The sequence below is a fragment of the Actinomadura macrotermitis genome, from assembly GCF_009604375.1.
GTDB lineage: Bacteria > Actinomycetota > Actinomycetes > Streptosporangiales > Streptosporangiaceae > Spirillospora > Spirillospora macrotermitis.
On record NZ_WEGH01000002.1, the window covers coordinates 1,792,611 to 1,809,334 of the forward strand.

A 16,724-nucleotide genomic window follows, 5' to 3' on the forward strand; every position below is an offset into this window, starting at 1 on the left:
AGCGTCCCCCCGTGACCGACTGGCGGATATCGGGCTTCACGGAGATGAAGCGGCTCGGGGCGGGCGCGCAGGGGCACGTGGCGCTGGCCCGCCACGACGCGTCCGGGGCGCTCGTGGCGGTCAAGTACCTGCCGGCGGGCGCGTCCGAGGAGGAGCGCGCGCGGATGCGGCACGAGGCGCGGATGCTCGCCCAGGTCGACAGCCCGCACGTCGCCCGCCTCTACCGGATGGTGGAGGGCGACGGGGGCGCCGCGATCGTGATGGAGGCGATCGACGGCGTCTCCCTGAAGGAGCTGCTCGAACGCACCGGCGCGCTCGGCCCGGAGGCGTCCCTGGCGGTGCTGAAGGGCTCCCTGCTCGGCCTGGCCGCCGCGCACGCCGTCGGGGTGGTGCACCGCGACTTCAAGCCCGCCAACGTGATGGTCCCGGCGGACGGCGGCAGCAGGCTCGTCGACTTCGGCATCGCCGTCCCGGCCGGGCAGGCCTCGGGCGGCGCCGGGACGCCGTTCTACATGGCGCCCGAGCAGTGGACCCGGCGGACCGCCACACCGGCCACCGACGTCTACGCCGCGACGTGCGTGTTCGTCGAGTGCGTGAGCGGAAGCCGCCCCTACCGGGGCGATCTCGCCGCGCTGCAGAGCGCCCACCTGACCGCGCCGGTCCCGGCGGAGGCCGTCCCGGAGCCACTGCGGCCGCTGGTGGAGCGGGGAATGGCCAAGGACCCCGCCGGACGCCCGGCGGGCGCCGCCGCGTTCGTCGCGGAGCTGGAGTCGGTCGCGGCCGGCGCGTACGGGGCCGACTGGGAGCAGCGGGGCGTGCGCGCGCTGGCCGTCTCGGCGGCGGCCCTGGCGGCGCTGTTCCCGCTCGGCGCGCTGCTCACCGCGCCGGGCGCGGGCGTCGCGGCCGGCGCGGGGAGCGCGGGCGGCGGCCTGCTGGCGACCGCGACGGGCAAGGTGGTCGCGGGGGCGGCCGTGGCGGCGCTCGTCGCGGGCGGCGCCGTGGCCGTCCGGCAGGCCGCCGGGGACGAAGAGCGGCCCCGCCCGCGCCCTTCCGCCTCCGCGGCGCTCGTCGCCGCCGTCACCCAGTGCAAGGTCACCGACTCCTCCGACCGGGACGCCACGCCGAAGGGCCGGCCGCAGCCCGTCCGGCTGCCCGCCCAGGTCCGCCTCCCGGTCGGCGCCGCGGTCTACCGGTTCGGCCCGGACATCCACCTGATCGGCGAGGCCGGCGCCGCCTGCCGGGAACTGGCGAGCAACGGTGGTGGCTTCTCGCAGATCGGCAGGGAGGGGGCGGGGAGCGTGTACCGCACCTTCCCCTTCACCAACGGCGGCATCAAAGGCGAGCTGTGTCGGCTCTTCCCGGCCTCGCCGTGGACCCGCAAAGCCGCGCCGAACCCAGCCGACTGCGACGTCGACCCGATCCAGTACCGGCAGGATCTGCAGACCGGCGTTCCCGGTCTCGAAGGGATGCTGGCCGCAGCGGGGGCTTACAACGAGAAGCCCCCGCCGTCGCCCTACGCCTCCGTGACGCTGGGCCTGGTCGGAAAGAACGGCGTCCCCAGCGAGGTGAACTGCACGATGCCGTGGGCCAAGGCGGCGATCTGCACCGCCGCGCTCACCTACTGGTTCGCCGAAGCGACGAGGGAGGACGGCATCGGCCCGGCCGACCTGGACCGGGTGGCGCGCCGGATCGCCGACGTGGTGGCCGCTTCGCGCCGCTGACCGGCCTTCCGGCGGCCGGGCGGCTTCGGCAGACTGGGCGATCATGAAGCGTGCATGGTGGCTCCCACTGACCGGCCTGCTCCTGCTGACGGGCTGCGGCGAGACCGGCAAGCCGAAGACCGCGCCGTCGCCGTCCCCCTCGGCCTCGGCCTCGGCTCCGGCCGGTGCGGCGCCCTCGGCGTCCGCCACCGCCCAGGCCTCCGCCCCGGCCGGGGCGCCGCGCGGCCCGTACGCCGGGCAGAAGGTCCAGGGCGTGCTGAAGGCCGGGGACACGCCCAGCCGCCCGCTGTACGCCCCCGCCAAGATCGTGATCACCGATCCGGGGGAGTACGACATCGTGCGCACCGGGCCCTACACCGCGATCGAGCTGGCCTTCACCCCGAAGCTCAGCGAGTTCCGGCTCGAGAACGTGCGCGGCGCCGTCCAGCCGGTGTCCCACCCGATCACCCGGGCCCGGTTCGACGAGATCCTGGCCGGGGTGAAGGAGCAGGGGAACAAGGTCGAGGGCGGCAGCTACTGGGAGATCGAGTTCGATCAGGACGGCCGGGTCGCCGCGGCGCACCGGCCCGCTGGGCCCAACGTCTGAGCGCGGCGCCTGGCAGCATGGGGGGATGACGTTCACGCTGCTGGTGTGGCACGAGCCCGCGCCGATCTCCCGGGAGCAGGCCGCCGGGACCGACCTCGCCGGGCTCGCGCCCGGCCCCGCCGTGGCCGCCTTCGCCGACGAGTTCGGCAAGCTGCGTCCCGAGGCCGCGCCCGAGGTGGTCGAGGACCGCTACGCCCGGGTCACGCTGGCGCCGGAGAACGTCGACGAGCTGTCCACCGAGGTCTTCGCGCTCGCCCGGGCGCACGGACTGGTCTGCTGGGACCCCGAGCGGGAGCTGGTGCACAACCCCGGCCCGGCCGGCGTGTACGAGGGCATGCAGCTGCACACCGGCGACGGGCTGATCGTCCTGGACCCCGACCTCGGGCTGATCCGCGACGCGCTCGCCCGGCTCGGCCCCGGCAACCCGTTCGCGGCGCTGGTGGTGTTCGGGCGGCACTTCGTGCAGGCGTCCCCGGAGGAGGGCGGCTTCGAGCTGGAGTACAAGGACAGCGTGAAGGGCGTCCTGTACCGCACCCACGTCGGCGACGTCGCCGAGGTGCAGCGGGCGTTCCAGGAGTACGCGATGGACGGGCGGGGCTTCCTGGAGCGCCACGACTGGGCCGAGGTCTGACCGGTCCCGCAGGGGGCGGGCTGGCGACGGCGGCACCGGCCCGCGCGGGTAACCTGGCGACGCGATGACTGAGACCACGACTGTTCACCTGCTGCGGCACGGTGAGGTGCACAATCCCGAGGGCGTTCTGTACGGCCGGCTGCCCGGGTACCGGCTCAGCGAGGACGGCCGGCTGATGGCCAAGGCCGCCGCCGACTGGTTCTCCGGCCGGGACGTGACCGCGCTGTTCTCCTCCCCGATGCAGCGCGCCCTGGAGACCGCGGCGCCGCTGGTCGACACCTTCGACCTGCCGGTGTCGGTGGACGACCGGCTGATCGAGGCCGACAACCGGTTCGAGGGCCTGACCTTCGGCGTCGGCGCGGGCTCGCTGCGCCGCCCCGAGCACTGGCGGCACCTGCGCAACCCGTTCACCCCCTCGTGGGGCGAGCCCTACAAGGAGATCGCGGCGCGGATGCGCGCGGCGGTCATCCGGGCCCGCGACGCCGCGCGTGGGCACGAGGCGATCGCGGTCAGCCACCAGCTGCCCATCTGGATCCTGCGGATGCACGCCGAGAAGCGCCGCCTGTGGCACCACCCCGGCCGCCGCGAGTGCGGGCTGGCCAGCATCACCAGCCTGACGTTCGAGGGCGCCCGGCTGGTCGAGGTCTCCTACGCCGACCCGTGCGCGGGGATGGGCGGGCAGACCGGTGTCGCGGGCGCCTGACCGGCCCACTACATTGAGTACTACGTTCTGTAGTAGTAGGAGGGTCCGTTGAGCCCCCGAATCACCCGGGCACGCGCCGCCGCCGCTGCCGTGGCGCTGTGCGCGCTGCTGGCCGGCTGCGCCGGGAACAACGCCCAGGCCGGCCCCGCCGGCAGCGACAACCGCTTCATCGGCGGCGCCGGCGACGTGCAGCAGATCGCGCCCGCCGACCGCAAGGCCGCCCCGCAGGCGGCCGGCGCCACCCTGACGGGCGCCCGGGCGAGCCTGGCCGACCTGCGCGGCAAGGTCGTCGTGGTCAACTTCTGGGCGTCCTGGTGCGCGCCCTGCCGCGGCGAGGCGCCCTCGCTGGAGCAGGTCTACCAGGAGAACAAGCCGAAGGGCGCCGAGTTCATCGGCGTCGACTTCAAGGACGCCAAGGAGAACGCCAAGGCGTTCGAGCGGCGCTTCAAGGTGTCCTACCCGAGCTTCTTCGACGCCGACGGGCAGATCGGCCTGGCCTTCCGCGACGTCCCGCCGAACGCCATCCCGAGCACCCTGGTGCTGGACCGGCAGGGCCGGGTCGCCGCGCGGATCATCGGCGCGACCACCTACTCCAAGCTGAACCCGGTCGTCGGCAAGGTCCTGGCGGAGAAGTGACCCTCCTCGCTGCGAGCGGCCGCGCGTCGTCTGGACTGAGGAGCGGCGGGAGCCTGCGACCAGAGCGACGAGGGAAGACGGCGCGTAAGGCGGCCGCGAGCCGCCGAGCGGAGGCGAGGCGATGAGCGCCGTCGGTGAAACGGTCGCCAACGGGTCGCTGCTGGCGGCGGCGCCGCTGGCGGCGGCGGCCGGGCTGGTCTCGTTCGCCTCGCCGTGCGTGCTGCCGCTCGTGCCCGGCTACCTGTCGTACGTGACGGGCATGACCGGCGCGGAACTGGCCGCGCAGCGCCGCGGCCGGCTGCTGGCCGGGGTGGCGCTGTTCATCGCCGGCTTCTCCGCGGTGTTCGTCGCGATGGGCGCAGCGGCGGGCGGCCTCGGCCGCTGGCTGGCCGAGTACACCGACCCGATCAGCCGGGTCCTCGGCGTCGTCACGATCGTGTTCGGGCTGGCCTTCATGGGCCTGGTCCCGGGCCTGCAGCGGACGGTGAAGTCGGGGCGGCTGCCGGCCGCCGGCCTCGCCGGGGCGCCGCTGCTCGGCGTCCTGTTCGGGCTCGGCTGGACGCCGTGCATCGGCCCGACGCTCGGCGCCGTCCAGACGCTGTCGTTCAGCGAGGGCAGCGCCGGGCGCGGCGCGCTGCTGTCGCTGGCCTACTGCGCCGGCCTCGGCCTGCCGTTCCTGCTCACCGCGCTCGCCTACCGCCGTGCGCTCGGCGCGTTCGGCGCGGTGAAGCGGCACTACCCGCTGGTCATGCGGCTCGGCGGCGGCATGCTCGTGGTCATCGGCGTGCTGCTGGTGACGGGCCTGTGGGGCGACCTGACCATCCAGCTGAAGTCGTGGATCAGCGGCTTCGAACCGGTTATTTGAGATGACGCACACAGACGGCACGGAAGTCGGTACCGAGGCCCCCGCCGAGCGGCGGCCCCCGCAGGAGGTGCCGCGGCCGAAGGGGCTCGGCCCGTTCGGCTGGCTGCGCTGGGCGTGGCGGCAGCTGACCACCATGCGCACCGCGCTGATCCTGCTGTTCCTGGTCGCGCTCGGCGCGGTGCCGGGGTCGGTGCTGCCGCAGCGCGGCGAGGCGCCCGAGCGGGTCGCGCAGTACTTCACCGACCACAAGACGGCCGCGCCGATCCTCGACAAGATGTCGATGTTCGACGTGTTCGCCGCCCCGTGGTTCGCGGCGATCTACATCCTGCTGTTCGTGTCGCTGGCGGGCTGCGTCATCCCGCGCGCCGGCAAGCACCTGCAGGCGATGCGGGCGCGGCCCCCGGCGGCGCCGCGCAACCTGGCCCGGCTGCCGCAGGCCGAGACCTACGAGACCGAGCGCGGCGCCGACGAGGTGCTCGCCGAGGCCCGCAAGGTCCTGAAGAGGCGCCGCTTCCGGGTGGACGCCGCGGACGGCTCCGTCGCCGCCGAGAAGGGCTACCTCGGCGAGACCGGCAACCTGGTCTTCCACCTGGCGCTGCTGGTCCTGCTGTTCGCGCTCGGCATGGGCAACTCGTTCGGCTACCGCGGCAACGTCCTGCTCACCGAGGGCAAGACGTTCGCCAACGCGCTGAACAACTACGACCAGTTCAAGCCCGGCCGCCAGTTCGACACCGACGAGCTGGCCCCCTTCACCCTGTCCCTGGACAGGTTCCACGCCGAGTACCAGACCAAGGGCGACAAGCGCGGCCAGGCCGTCGACTTCTCGGCCAAGGTCCGGTTCAAGGCGGGCCCGTCGTCGCCGGACAGGCCCTTCGACCTGAAGGTCAACCACCCGCTGAAGGTGGACGGCACGAAGGTCTACCTGCTCGGGCACGGGTACGCGCCGCAGTTCACCGTCCGCGACGCCAAGGGGAACATCGCCTTCCAGGACACCGTGCCGTTCCTGCCGATGGAGCAGCGCAACCTGACGTCCGAAGGCGTCGTCAAGGCGCCCGACGCCGACCCGCAGCAGCTGGCGTTCTACGCGATCCTGTGGCCGTCGGCGGTGGCGTCCAAGGACGGCAAGCAGATCGAGTCGGCGTTCCCGGCGGCGCTGCGGCCCGTGGTGTCGATCTCCTCGTTCACCGGCGACATCGGGCTGGACTCGGGCGTCCCGCAGTCGGTCTACCAGCTGCCCGCGCTCAAGGACGGCAAGCTGAAGCCGCTGAAGGGCGGGCAGAAGCTGCTGGAGCCGGGCGAGACCTTCAAGCTGCCGGGCAACGCCGGCTCCATCACCTTCGACGGGCTCAAGGAGTGGACGAGCCTGTCGGTCAACCACGACCCCGGCCGGATCCCCGCGCTGATCGCGGCGATCCTGGCCGTCGCGGGCGTGGCCACCTCGTTCCTGGTCCGCCGCCGCAGAGTGTGGGTCCGTGCGCGCGCCGGAGAGGGCGGGCGTACCGTGGTCGAGGTCGGCGGTCTGACGCTGGGCAACCCGACCCCGGAGTTCGACGAGATCGTGGCCGCGCTGCGCGGCGGGCAGGCGGACGCGTCCGGACCCGCCCCGGCAACCGAATCTAAGGAGTGACGAGGTGGGTTCCGACCTCGCGAACCTGAGCGACAAGCTCATGCTGACCACCGTCGTGCTGTACATCGTCGCGCTGGTCGCCTACGCCGCCGACCTCGGCTTCGGGCAGGGCCGGCGGCGCGCCGCGGCCGTCCCCGAGCGGGCGAAGGTGCTGGCGGGCGCGGGCGGCGGCGAGACGGTGGAGGACGCGCCGGCCGAAGCGCCGCCGGCGGAGGAGGAGGCAGGCCGCGACTGGGGCCGCTTCGCGATCCTGCTGAACGTGCTCGGCTGGGCCGCCAACCTCGGTGTGATCATCACCCGCGGCGCGGCGGTGGAGCGCTGGCCGTGGGGCAACATGTACGAGTTCCTCACCGCCATCACCTTCGCGGCCGTGACGGCCTACCTGGTCGTGGCGGTCCGCTACCAGGCCCGGTTCCTCGGCGCGTTCGTGATGGCCGCGGCCGTCGTCGCGCTCGGCGTCGACAACATCTGGCTGTACAACTCCGCGGGCCCGGTCACGCCGGCGCTGAACTCCTACTGGATCGCCATCCACGTCACCGCCGCGATCATCGCGACGGGCGCGTTCACCGTGGCCGGCGCGGCCACGCTGCTGTACGTGCTGAAGTCGCGCCGCGAGGCGGCCGGGCCGATCCCCGCCGACGGCTTCTGGGCGCGCGTCCCCTCCGGCGAGAACCTGGACCGGCTCGCGCTGCGCGTCACCATGTTCGCGTTCCCGATCTGGACCGCCGCGATCATCATGGGCGCGATCTGGGCGGACGAGGCCTGGGGCCGCTACTGGGGCTGGGACCCCAAGGAGATCTGGTCGTTCGTCACCTGGATCGTCTACGCCGCCTACCTGCACGCCCGCTCCACCGCGGGCTGGAAGGGCCGCCGCGCCGCGATCCTCGCGCTGGTCGCCTTCGCCGCGCTGCTGTTCAACTTCTTCGGCGTGAACTACATGTTCAAGGGCAAGCACTCCTACGCCGCGCCCGCCCCCGCGCCCGTCGTGCAGCGGGTGGACCGGGCCGTCTAGTCGCCGCGCAGCCGCCGGTCGAGGTCGCGCAGGAAGTCGGGGTCGTCGTCCGGGCCCTTGGGGCCCCCGGACGACGGCCCCGCGGCATTGCCGGTGAAGGGGACACGGGCCGGGCGGGCCAGGAACAGCCACACCCCGATGAGCACGAAAGCGATCAGCGCATACGCCATGCCAAGAGGTTAATGCGTGACCGGACCGGATGACGGCGTGTCGGATCCGGGCTTACCCTGCCTCGGGGGGATCAGCCGATGTCGACCGGGGGTCGCGGACGAAGGAGCCCGATGCGCTTCAAAGGCATGCATCGCAAACCCCGGGACGGGATGTTCGCACCGCCGTCCCCCGAGATGCGCCCGGTGCGACCGCGCAGCAACCAGCCGCGGGACCGGTTCGGCCGGTTCCGCAAGGCCGGTCGCGACGACGGTTTCGCGCTCCGCCAGGGCCCCGACCGGCCGCCGGAGACCGTGCAGGGACGGTTCGCGCGGTCCGCGCCCGCGCGCGGCGACGGCGGCGCCCGCTTCCTGCGCGACTACGAGCTCGACGAGGCGCTGCCGCGCGTCGAGCCGCACCCGCCGGGCGTCCCGCACGCCGCGGACGGGCGACGGCACTGTGGCGTCCTGGAAAGGATCCTGTACCGCCAGTGGGACGCCCGGCAGGGCCCGCCGACCCCCGAGACGGTGCGCGCGGTGGAGAGCCTGGCGGCGCTGCCCGACCGGCTGAAGGAGCGGCTCGCCGCGGGCCTGGACGGCATCTACGTCGGCCCCGGCGGCGTCCCGCAGCTGGACGACATGGGCCACCTGCGCGACCACCCGCTGCCGTCGGGCCGGGGCACCTGGGACATCTGCGCGGGCGCCTACGGCGACCGCAAGGTGATCGTCGGGGACCGGCCGTCGCCGACCCCGGACGTGATGATGCACGAGGTCGGGCATGCCCTGGACGACATCGACGGCGAGGGCGCGGGCTGGCAGTCCGACGGCCCCGCCTTCCGCGCCCTGTACGACCAGTGCCGCCCGTACCTGGCGAGCGACTTCCACACCGCCGCGGGCGCGCTCGGCCGCCGCGAGTTCTTCGCCGACGCCTTCGCCGCGATTTCCGCCCGCCAGCGCCCCGCTCTGGTCGATATGCTCGCCGGCGACATCAGGATGGCGCTGGAGGTCATGCTCTTCTTCAACCGACGGTATGGCATCTGAGGATCGGAGGTGATGGGCGATGTACGTGATCCGGCTTCCCGACGGCACGCTGCGCGTCCCGCACGGCGTCCTGTCCGACCCCGGCACGGGGGACGCGCAGATCGTCGCCGACGCGTACGTGGAGATCGGCCCGGACGACCCCGACTATGAGCGGCTGCTCGCCGGTTCGCTGACCGAGGCCGAGCTGGAGGACAAGCGGCGCGGCTGGCGCGCGGGCAACGACGACCTGGAGCGCACCTTCGAGGAGTGGAAGGCCGCTCGCGAGGACGACTGACCGCGACTTTCCTGATCACGGTACGTGTCATAGTGAACGCGGATAGCATCCGTGCTCGTGCCCTCCTCCCTCCATGAGGCCCTCTGCGAGATGTTCCGGGATCGTCCCGAACTGGCAGCCGAGGTCCTGACCAGCTCCCTGGGTCTGGCGATCCCCGCCTACCGGGACGCGCAGATCCGCTCCGGCGGCGTCACCGACGATCGCATGGCCGAGCTCCGCGCCGACGTCGTGGTGGAGTACGCCGACCAGGAACGCAAGTTCGCCGTGATCGTCGAGGTGCAACTGGGCCACGACGCGGCCAAGGGATATTCGTGGCCCCTCTACATGATGGGTCTGCGACAGCGACTGCGCTGTCCCGTGATGCTGCTGGCCATCTGCCCGAAGCGGCCGGTCGCGCGCACATACATGCGGCCCATCGACCTCGGCCATCCCGGCATGACCTTGACCCCGCTGGTGGTCGGCCCCGACCAGATCCCCTACATCACCGATCCTGAAGAGGCCGTGCGCACTCCCGAGCTGGCGGTGCTGTCCGCGCTGGCGCACGGTGCCCTGCCGGAAGGCCGCGCGGTGCTGGCAGCGCTGCCGGACGCCTACTCGGCGCTAGATCGCGACCACCGTGCGCTATACCATGACCTTGTCCAAACTGCGCTGCCCGAGGCCGCGCGTCGCTTCCTGGCGGAGACGATGAAGCTGAAGAACTACGAGTACCAGAGCGAGTTCGCCCGCGAGTACTTCGGCAAGGGCAAGGTCGAGGGGCAGTTGGAAGCCACGGCGAAGCTCATTCTGCGGGCTCTGGCGGCACAGGGCGTCTGTGTCTCGAACGAGGCGCGCGAGCGTATCGCCGGGTGCCGGGATCTCGAGCAGTTGGAAGCCTGGTTCGATCGGGCCACCACGGTCTCCAGTACCCGCGAGCTCTTCCAGGACTGACCGGGTGTCAGCGGGCGGCCTTGAGGCGGGGGTCAGCAGGCCGTGTGGAGACGATGATGCTGAAGAACTACGAGTACCAGAGCGAGTTCGCCCGCGAGTACTTCGGCAAGGGCGTGGCTGAAGGCAGGGCCAAAGAGAAGACGGAGACCACGGCGAAGAACGTTCTGCACATCCTCAGGACCCGGAGCGTCTGCGTCTCGGACGAAGCCCGCAGGCGCATCCTCGGCTGCCAGGACCTTGGACAGCTCCAAACCTGGCTCGAACGAGCCATCACGGCCTCCAGCACCCGCGAGCTGTTCCAGGACTGACCGGGCGTCAGTGGGCGGCCTTGATCACCTCGGGGTTCAGCAGGCCGTCCAGCTTCGCCCAGGGCACCGGCGTCCAGGCGGTGTCGGAGCACGCCTCGCCGAACAGGCCGCCGAAGAGGAACTCGGCGCCCTGCGGGGTGAGCAGGGTGCGCGACGCCAGCCGTGACACCGGCCGGTTCAGCTGCGGGGAGAACAGCTTGTAGTCGCAGAAGGAGCCCTGGTCACGCAGCTTGGCCGGTACGGCGACGCGGCGGACGATCGTCTGCGAGCCCGCCGGCGTCAGCACGGCGGGCAGGAACATCTCGCCGGTCTGCAGGGCCCGTCCGGTCCGCAGGTCCACTGTGACGGTGACGACCGTGCCGAGGGTGCCGCCGCCTGCGTTGACCGGCCGCTTGAGGTCGTAGGCCGCCGAGACGTAGCGGGGACCGGCGAGGCCGATCCGGCTTTTGAAGACGGCGGGGGTGGAGCGGTTCATCTGGCCCTGCGGGCCTTGCCGGTCCTTGTCCAGCAGCAGCCACTGCCGCCGCTCTTCGGCCATGAAGTCGTCCACCGGTTTGCGCAGGGCCTGGTTGACGCGGGTCTGCAAGGCGGTGTCGCGCAGGCCCTTGACCGTGACGATCTGCGCGCCGGTCGTGAACAGGCCGGTGGACGGGTTCTTCAACGTCATCAGCGTCGTCGTCGCGGCGATCCGCTGGACGGCCGGGGGCCGTTTCGGCTCGGGCCTGGCGGCCTGGTAGGCCGCGACCCCGCCGCCGCCGAGCGCGACGGCGCCGATCGCCACGCCTGCCACGACCTTGGCACCGCCCGCGGCCGCCATGGCGCCGCCGCCCGCGCTCGCGGCGCTCGCGCCACCGGCGGCTCCGGTCGCCGTGCCGGTGCCGATTCCGGCCGCGGCCAAGGGGAACGCTGCCGCCAGCGCGACCGCTCCGGCGGCCAGCGCGCGGACGCCCCTGCTCTCCCAGTCGGCCCCGTAGGCGGCCTGCGCGCGGCTCTCCAGGGCCGCGGCGAAGTCCCCGGCGGTGGGCGGACGCTCCTCGGGGCGCTTGGCGAGGCCGCTTCGCACCAGTTCGTGCAGCGGTTCGGGGATGCCGTCCAGCGGCACCGGGGCCGTGCGGTGCGCGTGGGCGAGGGCGGCGGCGTCGCCGGCGAAGGGCGGCCGGCCGGTGAGGCACCGGTAGAAGACGCAGGTCGCGGCGTAGACGTCGGTGGCGGGGCTCGCCGGCCGCCGGTCCCACTGCTCGGGCGCCATGTACACCGGGGTGCCCGAGCCGCCGCCCTGCCCGGTGTGGGTGGCGACGCCGAAGTCGGCGAGCTTGCTGAGGCCGTCCGGCCGGACCAGGACGTTGGCGGGTTTGTAGTCCCGGTGCACCACACCGAGGCCGTGGGCGGCGTCGAGGCCGAGCAGCGAGCCTTTCAGGACGGCCAGGGAGGCCTCGGGGGAGAGGGTGCCGTGCTCGTCGAGGACGCGTTTCAGCGAGACGCCGTCGACGGCCTCCATGACGATCGCGGCCTGCCCGCCGGCGCTGGTCACGAACTGCAGGAGCCGCACCACGTACGGGCTCTTCACCCGGCCGAGCAGCTCGGCCTCGCGGCGCAGTGCCGCGACGGCGTCCGCGTCGGCGGTCAGCAGGTACTTGATCGCGACGGGGCTCCCGGAGGCGTCGTGCCGGGCCAGCACCACCCGGCCGAACGCGCCCGCGCCGAGTTCGCGGATCTCGGTGAAGCCCGCCACCCGCCAGGCGGAGGTCACCGGGCGGCCTTGATCACTTCGGGGTTCAGCAGGTCGCCGACCTTCGCCCAGGGCATCGGGGTCCAGCCGTAGGCCGAGCACTCGCCGCCGATGTTGCCGCCGAAGAGGAACTCCACGCCCTGCTTGGTGAGCAGGGTGCGGGTCGCGAGGGTGTCCGCCCCGTAGATCTCGCGGCCGGTGTTCGGCGCGGTCCGGGCGACCAGGGAGTAGTCGCAGTTGGGGGACGTGGGGCGCATGTTCGCCGGGAGCGGGACGCGCTGGTTGAACGTCCGTACGCCGGCCGGCGTCAGCGCGGCGGGCTGGAACATCTCGGTGCTCTGCAGGGTCTTGCCGGTCTGGAGGTCGACCGTCACCGTGCGGACCTGGCCCATGGAGCCGCCGCCCGCGTAGATCCAGCGCCTCATGTCGTAGGCGGCCGAGACGTAGCGCGGTCCGGCGAGCCCGGCGCGGCCCTTGAAGATCGCCGAGCGGGCCTTGTTCAGCCGGCGCCACTGGGGCGCGACCGAGCCGCCCTTGATGGAGGCCCAGTCCTTGCGCTCCTGGGCCAGGAAGTCGTCCACCGGCTTGCGCAGCGCCTGGTTGACGCGGGCCTGCAGGGCGGTGTCGCGCAGGCCCTTGACCGTGATGATCTGCGCGCCCGTGGCGAACATGCCGCTGTCGGGATTGCTGAACGAGACCGGTGTCGTCACCGCGGCGACCTGCTGGACGGCCGGGCGCTGCTTCGGCTTGGACTTGGCGACCTGGTAGGCGGCGACTCCGCCGCCGCCGAGCGCGACGGCGCCGAGGGCGACGCCCGCGACGACCTTCGTGCCGCCCACGGCCGCCATGGCGCCGCCGCCCGAGCCGGCCGCGCTCGCGCCGCCGGCCCCGGCGGCCCCCGCTCCGGCGGCCCCGGCCCCGGCCCCGGCCGCGCCGCCGGTGCCGAGCCCGGCCGCGGCCAGCGGGAACGCCGCGGCCAGCGCCGCGGCGCCGGTCGCCAGGGCGCGGATGCCCTGGTGCTCCCAGCCGGCGCCGTAGGTGGTGCGCGCGAGGTCCTCCAGGGCCGCGGCGAAGTCGCCGGCGACCGGCGGGCGCTCCTCGGGACGCTTGGCCAGCCCGCTCCACACGAGCCGCCGCAGCGGTTCGGGGATGTCGTCCAGCGGCACCGGCTCGGACAGGTGCGCGTGCATCAGCGCGGCCTGCGACCCGCCCGCGAACGGCGGGCGGCCCGTCACGCACTGGTAGAAGACGGCGGTGGCGGCGTACACGTCGGCCTCCGGGCCGGCGGCCTGGCGCTGCCACTGCTCGGGCGCCATGTACAGCGGGGTGCCCGCGCCGCTCGCCTGCCCGGCGTGGGTGGCGACGCCGAAGTCGGCGAGCTTGCTCAGCCCGTCGCCCTGCACGAGGACGTTGGCGGGCTTGTAGTCGCGGTGCACGACGCCGAGGCGGTGCGCGGCGTCCAGCCCGAGCAGCGACCCCTTCAGCACCACCAGCGACGCCTCGGGCGTGAGCCTGCCGTGCTCCTCCAGGACCCGCTTCAGCGTGACCCCGTTGACGGCCTCCATCACGATCGCGGCCCGGCCGTCGGCGCTGGTCGCGAACTGGTAGAGCCGCACCACGTGCGGGCTCTGCACCCGGCCGAGCAGCTCGGCCTCACGGCGCAGCGCCGCGACGGCGCCCGCGTCGGCGGTCAGCAGGTACTTGATGGCGACGGGGCGGCCGGAGGCGTCGTGCCGGGCGAGGACCACCCGGCCGAACGCCCCGGCGCCCAGTTCGCGCACTTCGGTGAAACCACCGACCCGCCATTCCTCGGGCACGCGAATACCTTTCATGTCCAGCGCTGGAACGCAATACGGCAAGGAGCGGGAATGGGCTTGGAATGCGATCCGCGGGCGGCCGGCCGCAAGGGCCGGGGCCAGGCTGGAGGAGTAGCGGCACCGCGTGCGCGACGGGGCCGGCCGCCGGGACCGGAACCCGGTGGTCTAGCGTTCGGCCCCGACAGGTTCGTCCCCGCGGAGCAGGGCGTGCACCTCGGATTCACGGAAACGGCGGTGGCCGCCGGGAGTGCGGATGCTGCTGATCCGCCCGGCCGCGGCCCAGCGGGTGACCGTCTTCGGGTCGACCCGGAACAGGGCGGCGACCTCCCCCGGGGTCAGTAGGCGCTCGCTCGTGCTCTCCACGTTTTCTCTCCCCCTTTGTCCCGCTCTCTGCGCGGGTGGACTGTTTCCTAGTGTGGCGGGTCAAGACCGATTTCTCCCTTGTTTTCGGAAAAGATCACGCTCCGTAGTCCGCTGAGCTGCGCCTATCACGGGAAGTGAAGGCCGCTCCGGGCACACCGATCCCACCCTTCCCGCGCGATGTGCCAGGTCCCGCCGGGCGCCGCCCGTTACCGGCCACCGAACCCGACGGCATACGCTGCGGGGCATGTCGGATCTGGTGACCCTGGCGGACATCGAGCGCGCGGCCGCCGGAGTCGCCGGCGCGGTGCTGCGCACCCCGCTCGTGCCCTTTCCCGGCGCCGACCCCGAGCTGCTGGTCAAGGCCGAGTCGCTGCAGCCGATCGGCGCGTTCAAGCTCCGCGGCGCCCGCGCGGTGATCGGCGCGCTGCCCGAGGAGGTGCGCGCCCGCGGCGTCGTCGCGCACTCCAGCGGCAACCACGCGCAGGCCGTCGCCTACACCGCGCGCGAGTTCGGCGTCCGCGCCGTGCTGGTCATCCCGCACACCGCGCCCGCGGTGAAGGTGGACGCGTGCGCCGCGCTCGGCGCCGAGATCGTCTACGTGGAGCCGACGCTGGAGGCGCGCGCCGGCACCGCCGCCCAGCTCGCGGACGCGCACGGCTTCACCCTCGTCCCGCCGTTCGACCACCCCGGCGTCATCGCCGGGCAGGGCACCGTCGGACTGGAGATCGTGCAGGACCGGCCGGACGCGCAGGTGGTGCTCGTCCCGGTCGGCGGCGGCGGCCTGATCTCCGGCGTCGCGGCCGCGGTCAAGGCGCTGAACCCGGCCGCCCGGGTGATCGGCGTGGAGCCCGAGCTGGCCGCCGACGCCCGCGACTCGCTGCGCGCCGGGCACCCCGTCGGCTGGCCCGCCGAGGACACCGGCCGCACCATCGCCGACGCGCTGCGCGTGCAGCGGGTCGGCGACCTCACCTTCGCGCACATCCGCGAGCACGTGGACGCCATCGTCACCGTGACCGACGACGAGATCCGCGGCGCCATGCGCCGCCTCGCCCGCGAGGCCCGCCTGATCGCCGAGCCAGGCGGCGCCGTCGCCACCGCCGCCTACCTCTACCGCCGCGCCGAGCTGCCCGAAGCACGCACCTATGTATCGGTCCTGTCGGGCGGCAACGCCGACCCGGCGCTGTTCGCCGAGGTCCTGCGTTAGCACCTCGCGGGGGCGGGGGTAATCTCGTAGGCGTCATGCATCCTGTACTCCGTTACTCCCTCGCGCGGCTGCTGATCTTCGCTGCGACCGCCGGCGTGCTGTGGTTCACCCCGCTGCAGCAGACCCCGGCCTTCCTGCTGCTGGCCGCCATGCTGCTCAGCGGCCTGATCAGCTACGTGCTGCTGTCGCGCCAGCGCGACGCGGTGTCGTCCGCGGTGATCGAGCGGAAGCAGAAGTTCGAGCAGGCGCGGACCAAGGAAGACGCCTGACCTCCTAGGCGGGACGGCGCACGCGCCGCCGCGCGGGCCGCCTCCTATGGTGGTGGCATGACCCGCGCCTCTCTCGACAAACAGCCCGCCGACGTCGCGGCCATGTTCGACAGCACCGCCGAACGCTACGACCTGCTCAACACGCTGATGACCGGCGGCCAGGACCGCCGCTGGCGGCGCGAGGTCGTCCGGGCCGTCGCGGCGCGGCCCGGTGAGCGCGTGCTCGACCTGGCGGCCGGCACCGGCACCTCCTCCGTCCCCTTCGCCGAGTCCGGCGCCGAGACGGTGGCCTGCGACTTCTCCCTTGGCATGCTGCGGGTCGGGGTGCGCCGGCAGGAGGGCGTGGAGCGGCTCAGCTTCGTCGCCGGGGACGCGCTGCGGCTGCCCTTCGCCGACGACTCCTTCGACGCCGTCACCATCTCCTTCGGGCTGCGCAACGTCGCCGACACCATCGCCGCGCTGCGCGAGCTGCGCCGCGTCGCGCGCCCCGGCGGCCGGCTGCTCATCTGCGAGGTGAGCCACCCCCCGAACCCGCTGCTGGCGTTCGGGCACAAGGCCCATCTGAAGGTCGGGCTGCCGCTGCTGGCCAAGGTCAGCTCCAACCCCGACTCCTACCACTACCTGGCCGAGTCGACGCTGGCCTGGCCCGACCAGGCCGCGCTGGCGCGGATCATCCAGGACGCCGGCTGGACGAAGGTCCGCTGGCGCGACCTCACCTTCGGGGTGGCGGCGCTGCACCACGCCGTCAATCCCGGCTGATCGGTTCGGAACGGGCCACCCGCCTGTTTTCGGACCGGTCCAAAACCCGGGGTGCCGAGAGGTACCCACGGGCCGCTCCAAAGGAATAGACTCCCCAACGGATTCT

19 protein-coding genes are annotated in these 16,724 nt (G+C 73.3%); 15 read left to right on the forward strand and 4 right to left on the reverse strand.

The genetic code is table 11. The annotated features are described in order from the left end of the window. Positions 1-11: 11 nt before the first annotated feature. From ACRB68_RS40565 to ccsB, 8 genes are all read left to right on the forward strand, one after another. Entirely contained in the window at positions 12-1,721 is a 1,710-nt protein-coding gene (locus ACRB68_RS40565; protein ID WP_207709747.1) for a serine/threonine-protein kinase, read from the forward strand. 43 nt (positions 1,722-1,764) lie between these two features. After that, entirely contained in the window at positions 1,765-2,307 is a 543-nt protein-coding gene (locus tag ACRB68_RS20440; protein ID WP_153534410.1) for a hypothetical protein, read from the forward strand. Positions 2,308-2,332: 25 nt separating this feature from the next. After that, positions 2,333-2,938 (forward strand): hypothetical protein, encoded by a 606-nt coding sequence (locus tag ACRB68_RS20445; protein WP_153534412.1) that lies wholly within the window; start codon positions 2,333-2,335, stop codon positions 2,936-2,938. A gap of 64 nt (positions 2,939-3,002) precedes the next feature. Then, entirely contained in the window at positions 3,003-3,641 is a 639-nt protein-coding gene (locus tag ACRB68_RS20450; protein ID WP_153534413.1) for a histidine phosphatase family protein, read from the forward strand. 48 nt (positions 3,642-3,689) lie between these two features. Beyond that, a complete protein-coding gene (locus tag ACRB68_RS20455; protein ID WP_153534415.1) occupies positions 3,690-4,277 on the forward strand; it encodes a TlpA family protein disulfide reductase in 588 nt (195 codons plus the stop codon). Between the two features lie 121 nt (positions 4,278-4,398). Continuing rightward, entirely contained in the window at positions 4,399-5,142 is a 744-nt protein-coding gene (locus ACRB68_RS20460; protein WP_153534417.1) for a cytochrome c biogenesis CcdA family protein, read from the forward strand. Position 5,143: 1 nt separating this feature from the next. Next, on the forward strand, positions 5,144-6,769 hold the full coding sequence (gene resB / locus ACRB68_RS20465) for a cytochrome c biogenesis protein ResB (protein WP_153534419.1): 1,626 nt from the start codon (positions 5,144-5,146) through the stop codon (positions 6,767-6,769). Between the two features lie 40 nt (positions 6,770-6,809). Then, positions 6,810-7,781 (forward strand): c-type cytochrome biogenesis protein CcsB, encoded by a 972-nt coding sequence (gene ccsB / locus ACRB68_RS20470; RefSeq protein WP_153535226.1) that lies wholly within the window; start codon positions 6,810-6,812, stop codon positions 7,779-7,781. Here ccsB and ACRB68_RS40225 read toward each other — a convergent pair. Continuing rightward, positions 7,778-7,951: a hypothetical protein gene (locus ACRB68_RS40225; protein WP_194293376.1), complete on the reverse strand. Its 174-nt coding sequence runs from the start codon at positions 7,949-7,951 to the stop codon at positions 7,778-7,780. The genes ccsB and ACRB68_RS40225 overlap by 4 nt on opposite strands. A gap of 126 nt (positions 7,952-8,077) precedes the next feature. On the opposite strand from ACRB68_RS40225, the gene ACRB68_RS20475 reads away from it, so the two are divergent. Genes ACRB68_RS20475 through ACRB68_RS20490 form a run of 4 tightly spaced genes read left to right on the forward strand, consistent with a single transcriptional unit; the run spans position 8,078 to position 10,477 of the window. Next, the gene (locus ACRB68_RS20475; RefSeq protein ID WP_235959461.1) at positions 8,078-8,968 is read left to right on the forward strand and encodes a hypothetical protein; all 891 of its coding nucleotides are present in this window, start codon (positions 8,078-8,080) and stop codon (positions 8,966-8,968) included. A gap of 19 nt (positions 8,969-8,987) precedes the next feature. Next, complete coding sequence (locus tag ACRB68_RS20480) at positions 8,988-9,242, forward strand: hypothetical protein (protein ID WP_153534423.1); 255 nt, start codon at positions 8,988-8,990, stop codon at positions 9,240-9,242. A 51-nt stretch (positions 9,243-9,293) separates the two neighbouring features. After that, complete coding sequence (locus tag ACRB68_RS20485) at positions 9,294-10,169, forward strand: hypothetical protein (RefSeq protein WP_194293377.1); 876 nt, start codon at positions 9,294-9,296, stop codon at positions 10,167-10,169. A gap of 53 nt (positions 10,170-10,222) precedes the next feature. Continuing rightward, a complete protein-coding gene (locus tag ACRB68_RS20490; RefSeq protein ID WP_194293378.1) occupies positions 10,223-10,477 on the forward strand; it encodes a hypothetical protein in 255 nt (84 codons plus the stop codon). A 7-nt stretch (positions 10,478-10,484) separates the two neighbouring features. Here the strand turns inward: ACRB68_RS20490 and ACRB68_RS20495 are convergent, their stop codons facing one another. The 3 genes from ACRB68_RS20495 to ACRB68_RS20505 all read right to left on the reverse strand — a co-directional run bounded on the left by ACRB68_RS20495 (position 10,485) and on the right by ACRB68_RS20505 (position 14,386). Next, a complete protein-coding gene (locus tag ACRB68_RS20495; protein ID WP_207709748.1) occupies positions 10,485-12,227 on the reverse strand; it encodes a serine/threonine-protein kinase in 1,743 nt (580 codons plus the stop codon). Next, entirely contained in the window at positions 12,224-14,023 is a 1,800-nt protein-coding gene (locus tag ACRB68_RS40570; RefSeq protein ID WP_207709749.1) for a serine/threonine-protein kinase, read from the reverse strand. The genes ACRB68_RS20495 and ACRB68_RS40570 overlap by 4 nt, the downstream gene beginning before the upstream one ends. Positions 14,024-14,188: 165 nt before the next feature. Beyond that, positions 14,189-14,386: a BldC family transcriptional regulator gene (locus ACRB68_RS20505; RefSeq protein WP_103564504.1), complete on the reverse strand. Its 198-nt coding sequence runs from the start codon at positions 14,384-14,386 to the stop codon at positions 14,189-14,191. Between the two features lie 244 nt (positions 14,387-14,630). On the opposite strand from ACRB68_RS20505, the gene ACRB68_RS20510 reads away from it, so the two are divergent. From ACRB68_RS20510 to ACRB68_RS20520, 3 genes are read left to right on the forward strand one after another with little or no spacing between them, the layout of a single operon-like run. Beyond that, positions 14,631-15,590, forward strand: a complete 960-nt coding sequence (locus tag ACRB68_RS20510) for a threonine ammonia-lyase (RefSeq protein WP_153534428.1) — start codon at positions 14,631-14,633, stop codon at positions 15,588-15,590. Positions 15,591-15,625: 35 nt separating this feature from the next. After that, positions 15,626-15,859 carry a DUF4229 domain-containing protein gene (locus tag ACRB68_RS20515; protein ID WP_153534430.1) on the forward strand — a complete coding sequence of 78 codons (234 nt, stop codon included), beginning with the start codon at positions 15,626-15,628 and terminating at the stop codon, positions 15,857-15,859. Positions 15,860-15,916: 57 nt separating this feature from the next. Next, positions 15,917-16,618 carry a demethylmenaquinone methyltransferase gene (locus tag ACRB68_RS20520; RefSeq protein ID WP_153534432.1) on the forward strand — a complete coding sequence of 234 codons (702 nt, stop codon included), beginning with the start codon at positions 15,917-15,919 and terminating at the stop codon, positions 16,616-16,618. Positions 16,619-16,724 lie beyond the last annotated feature (106 nt).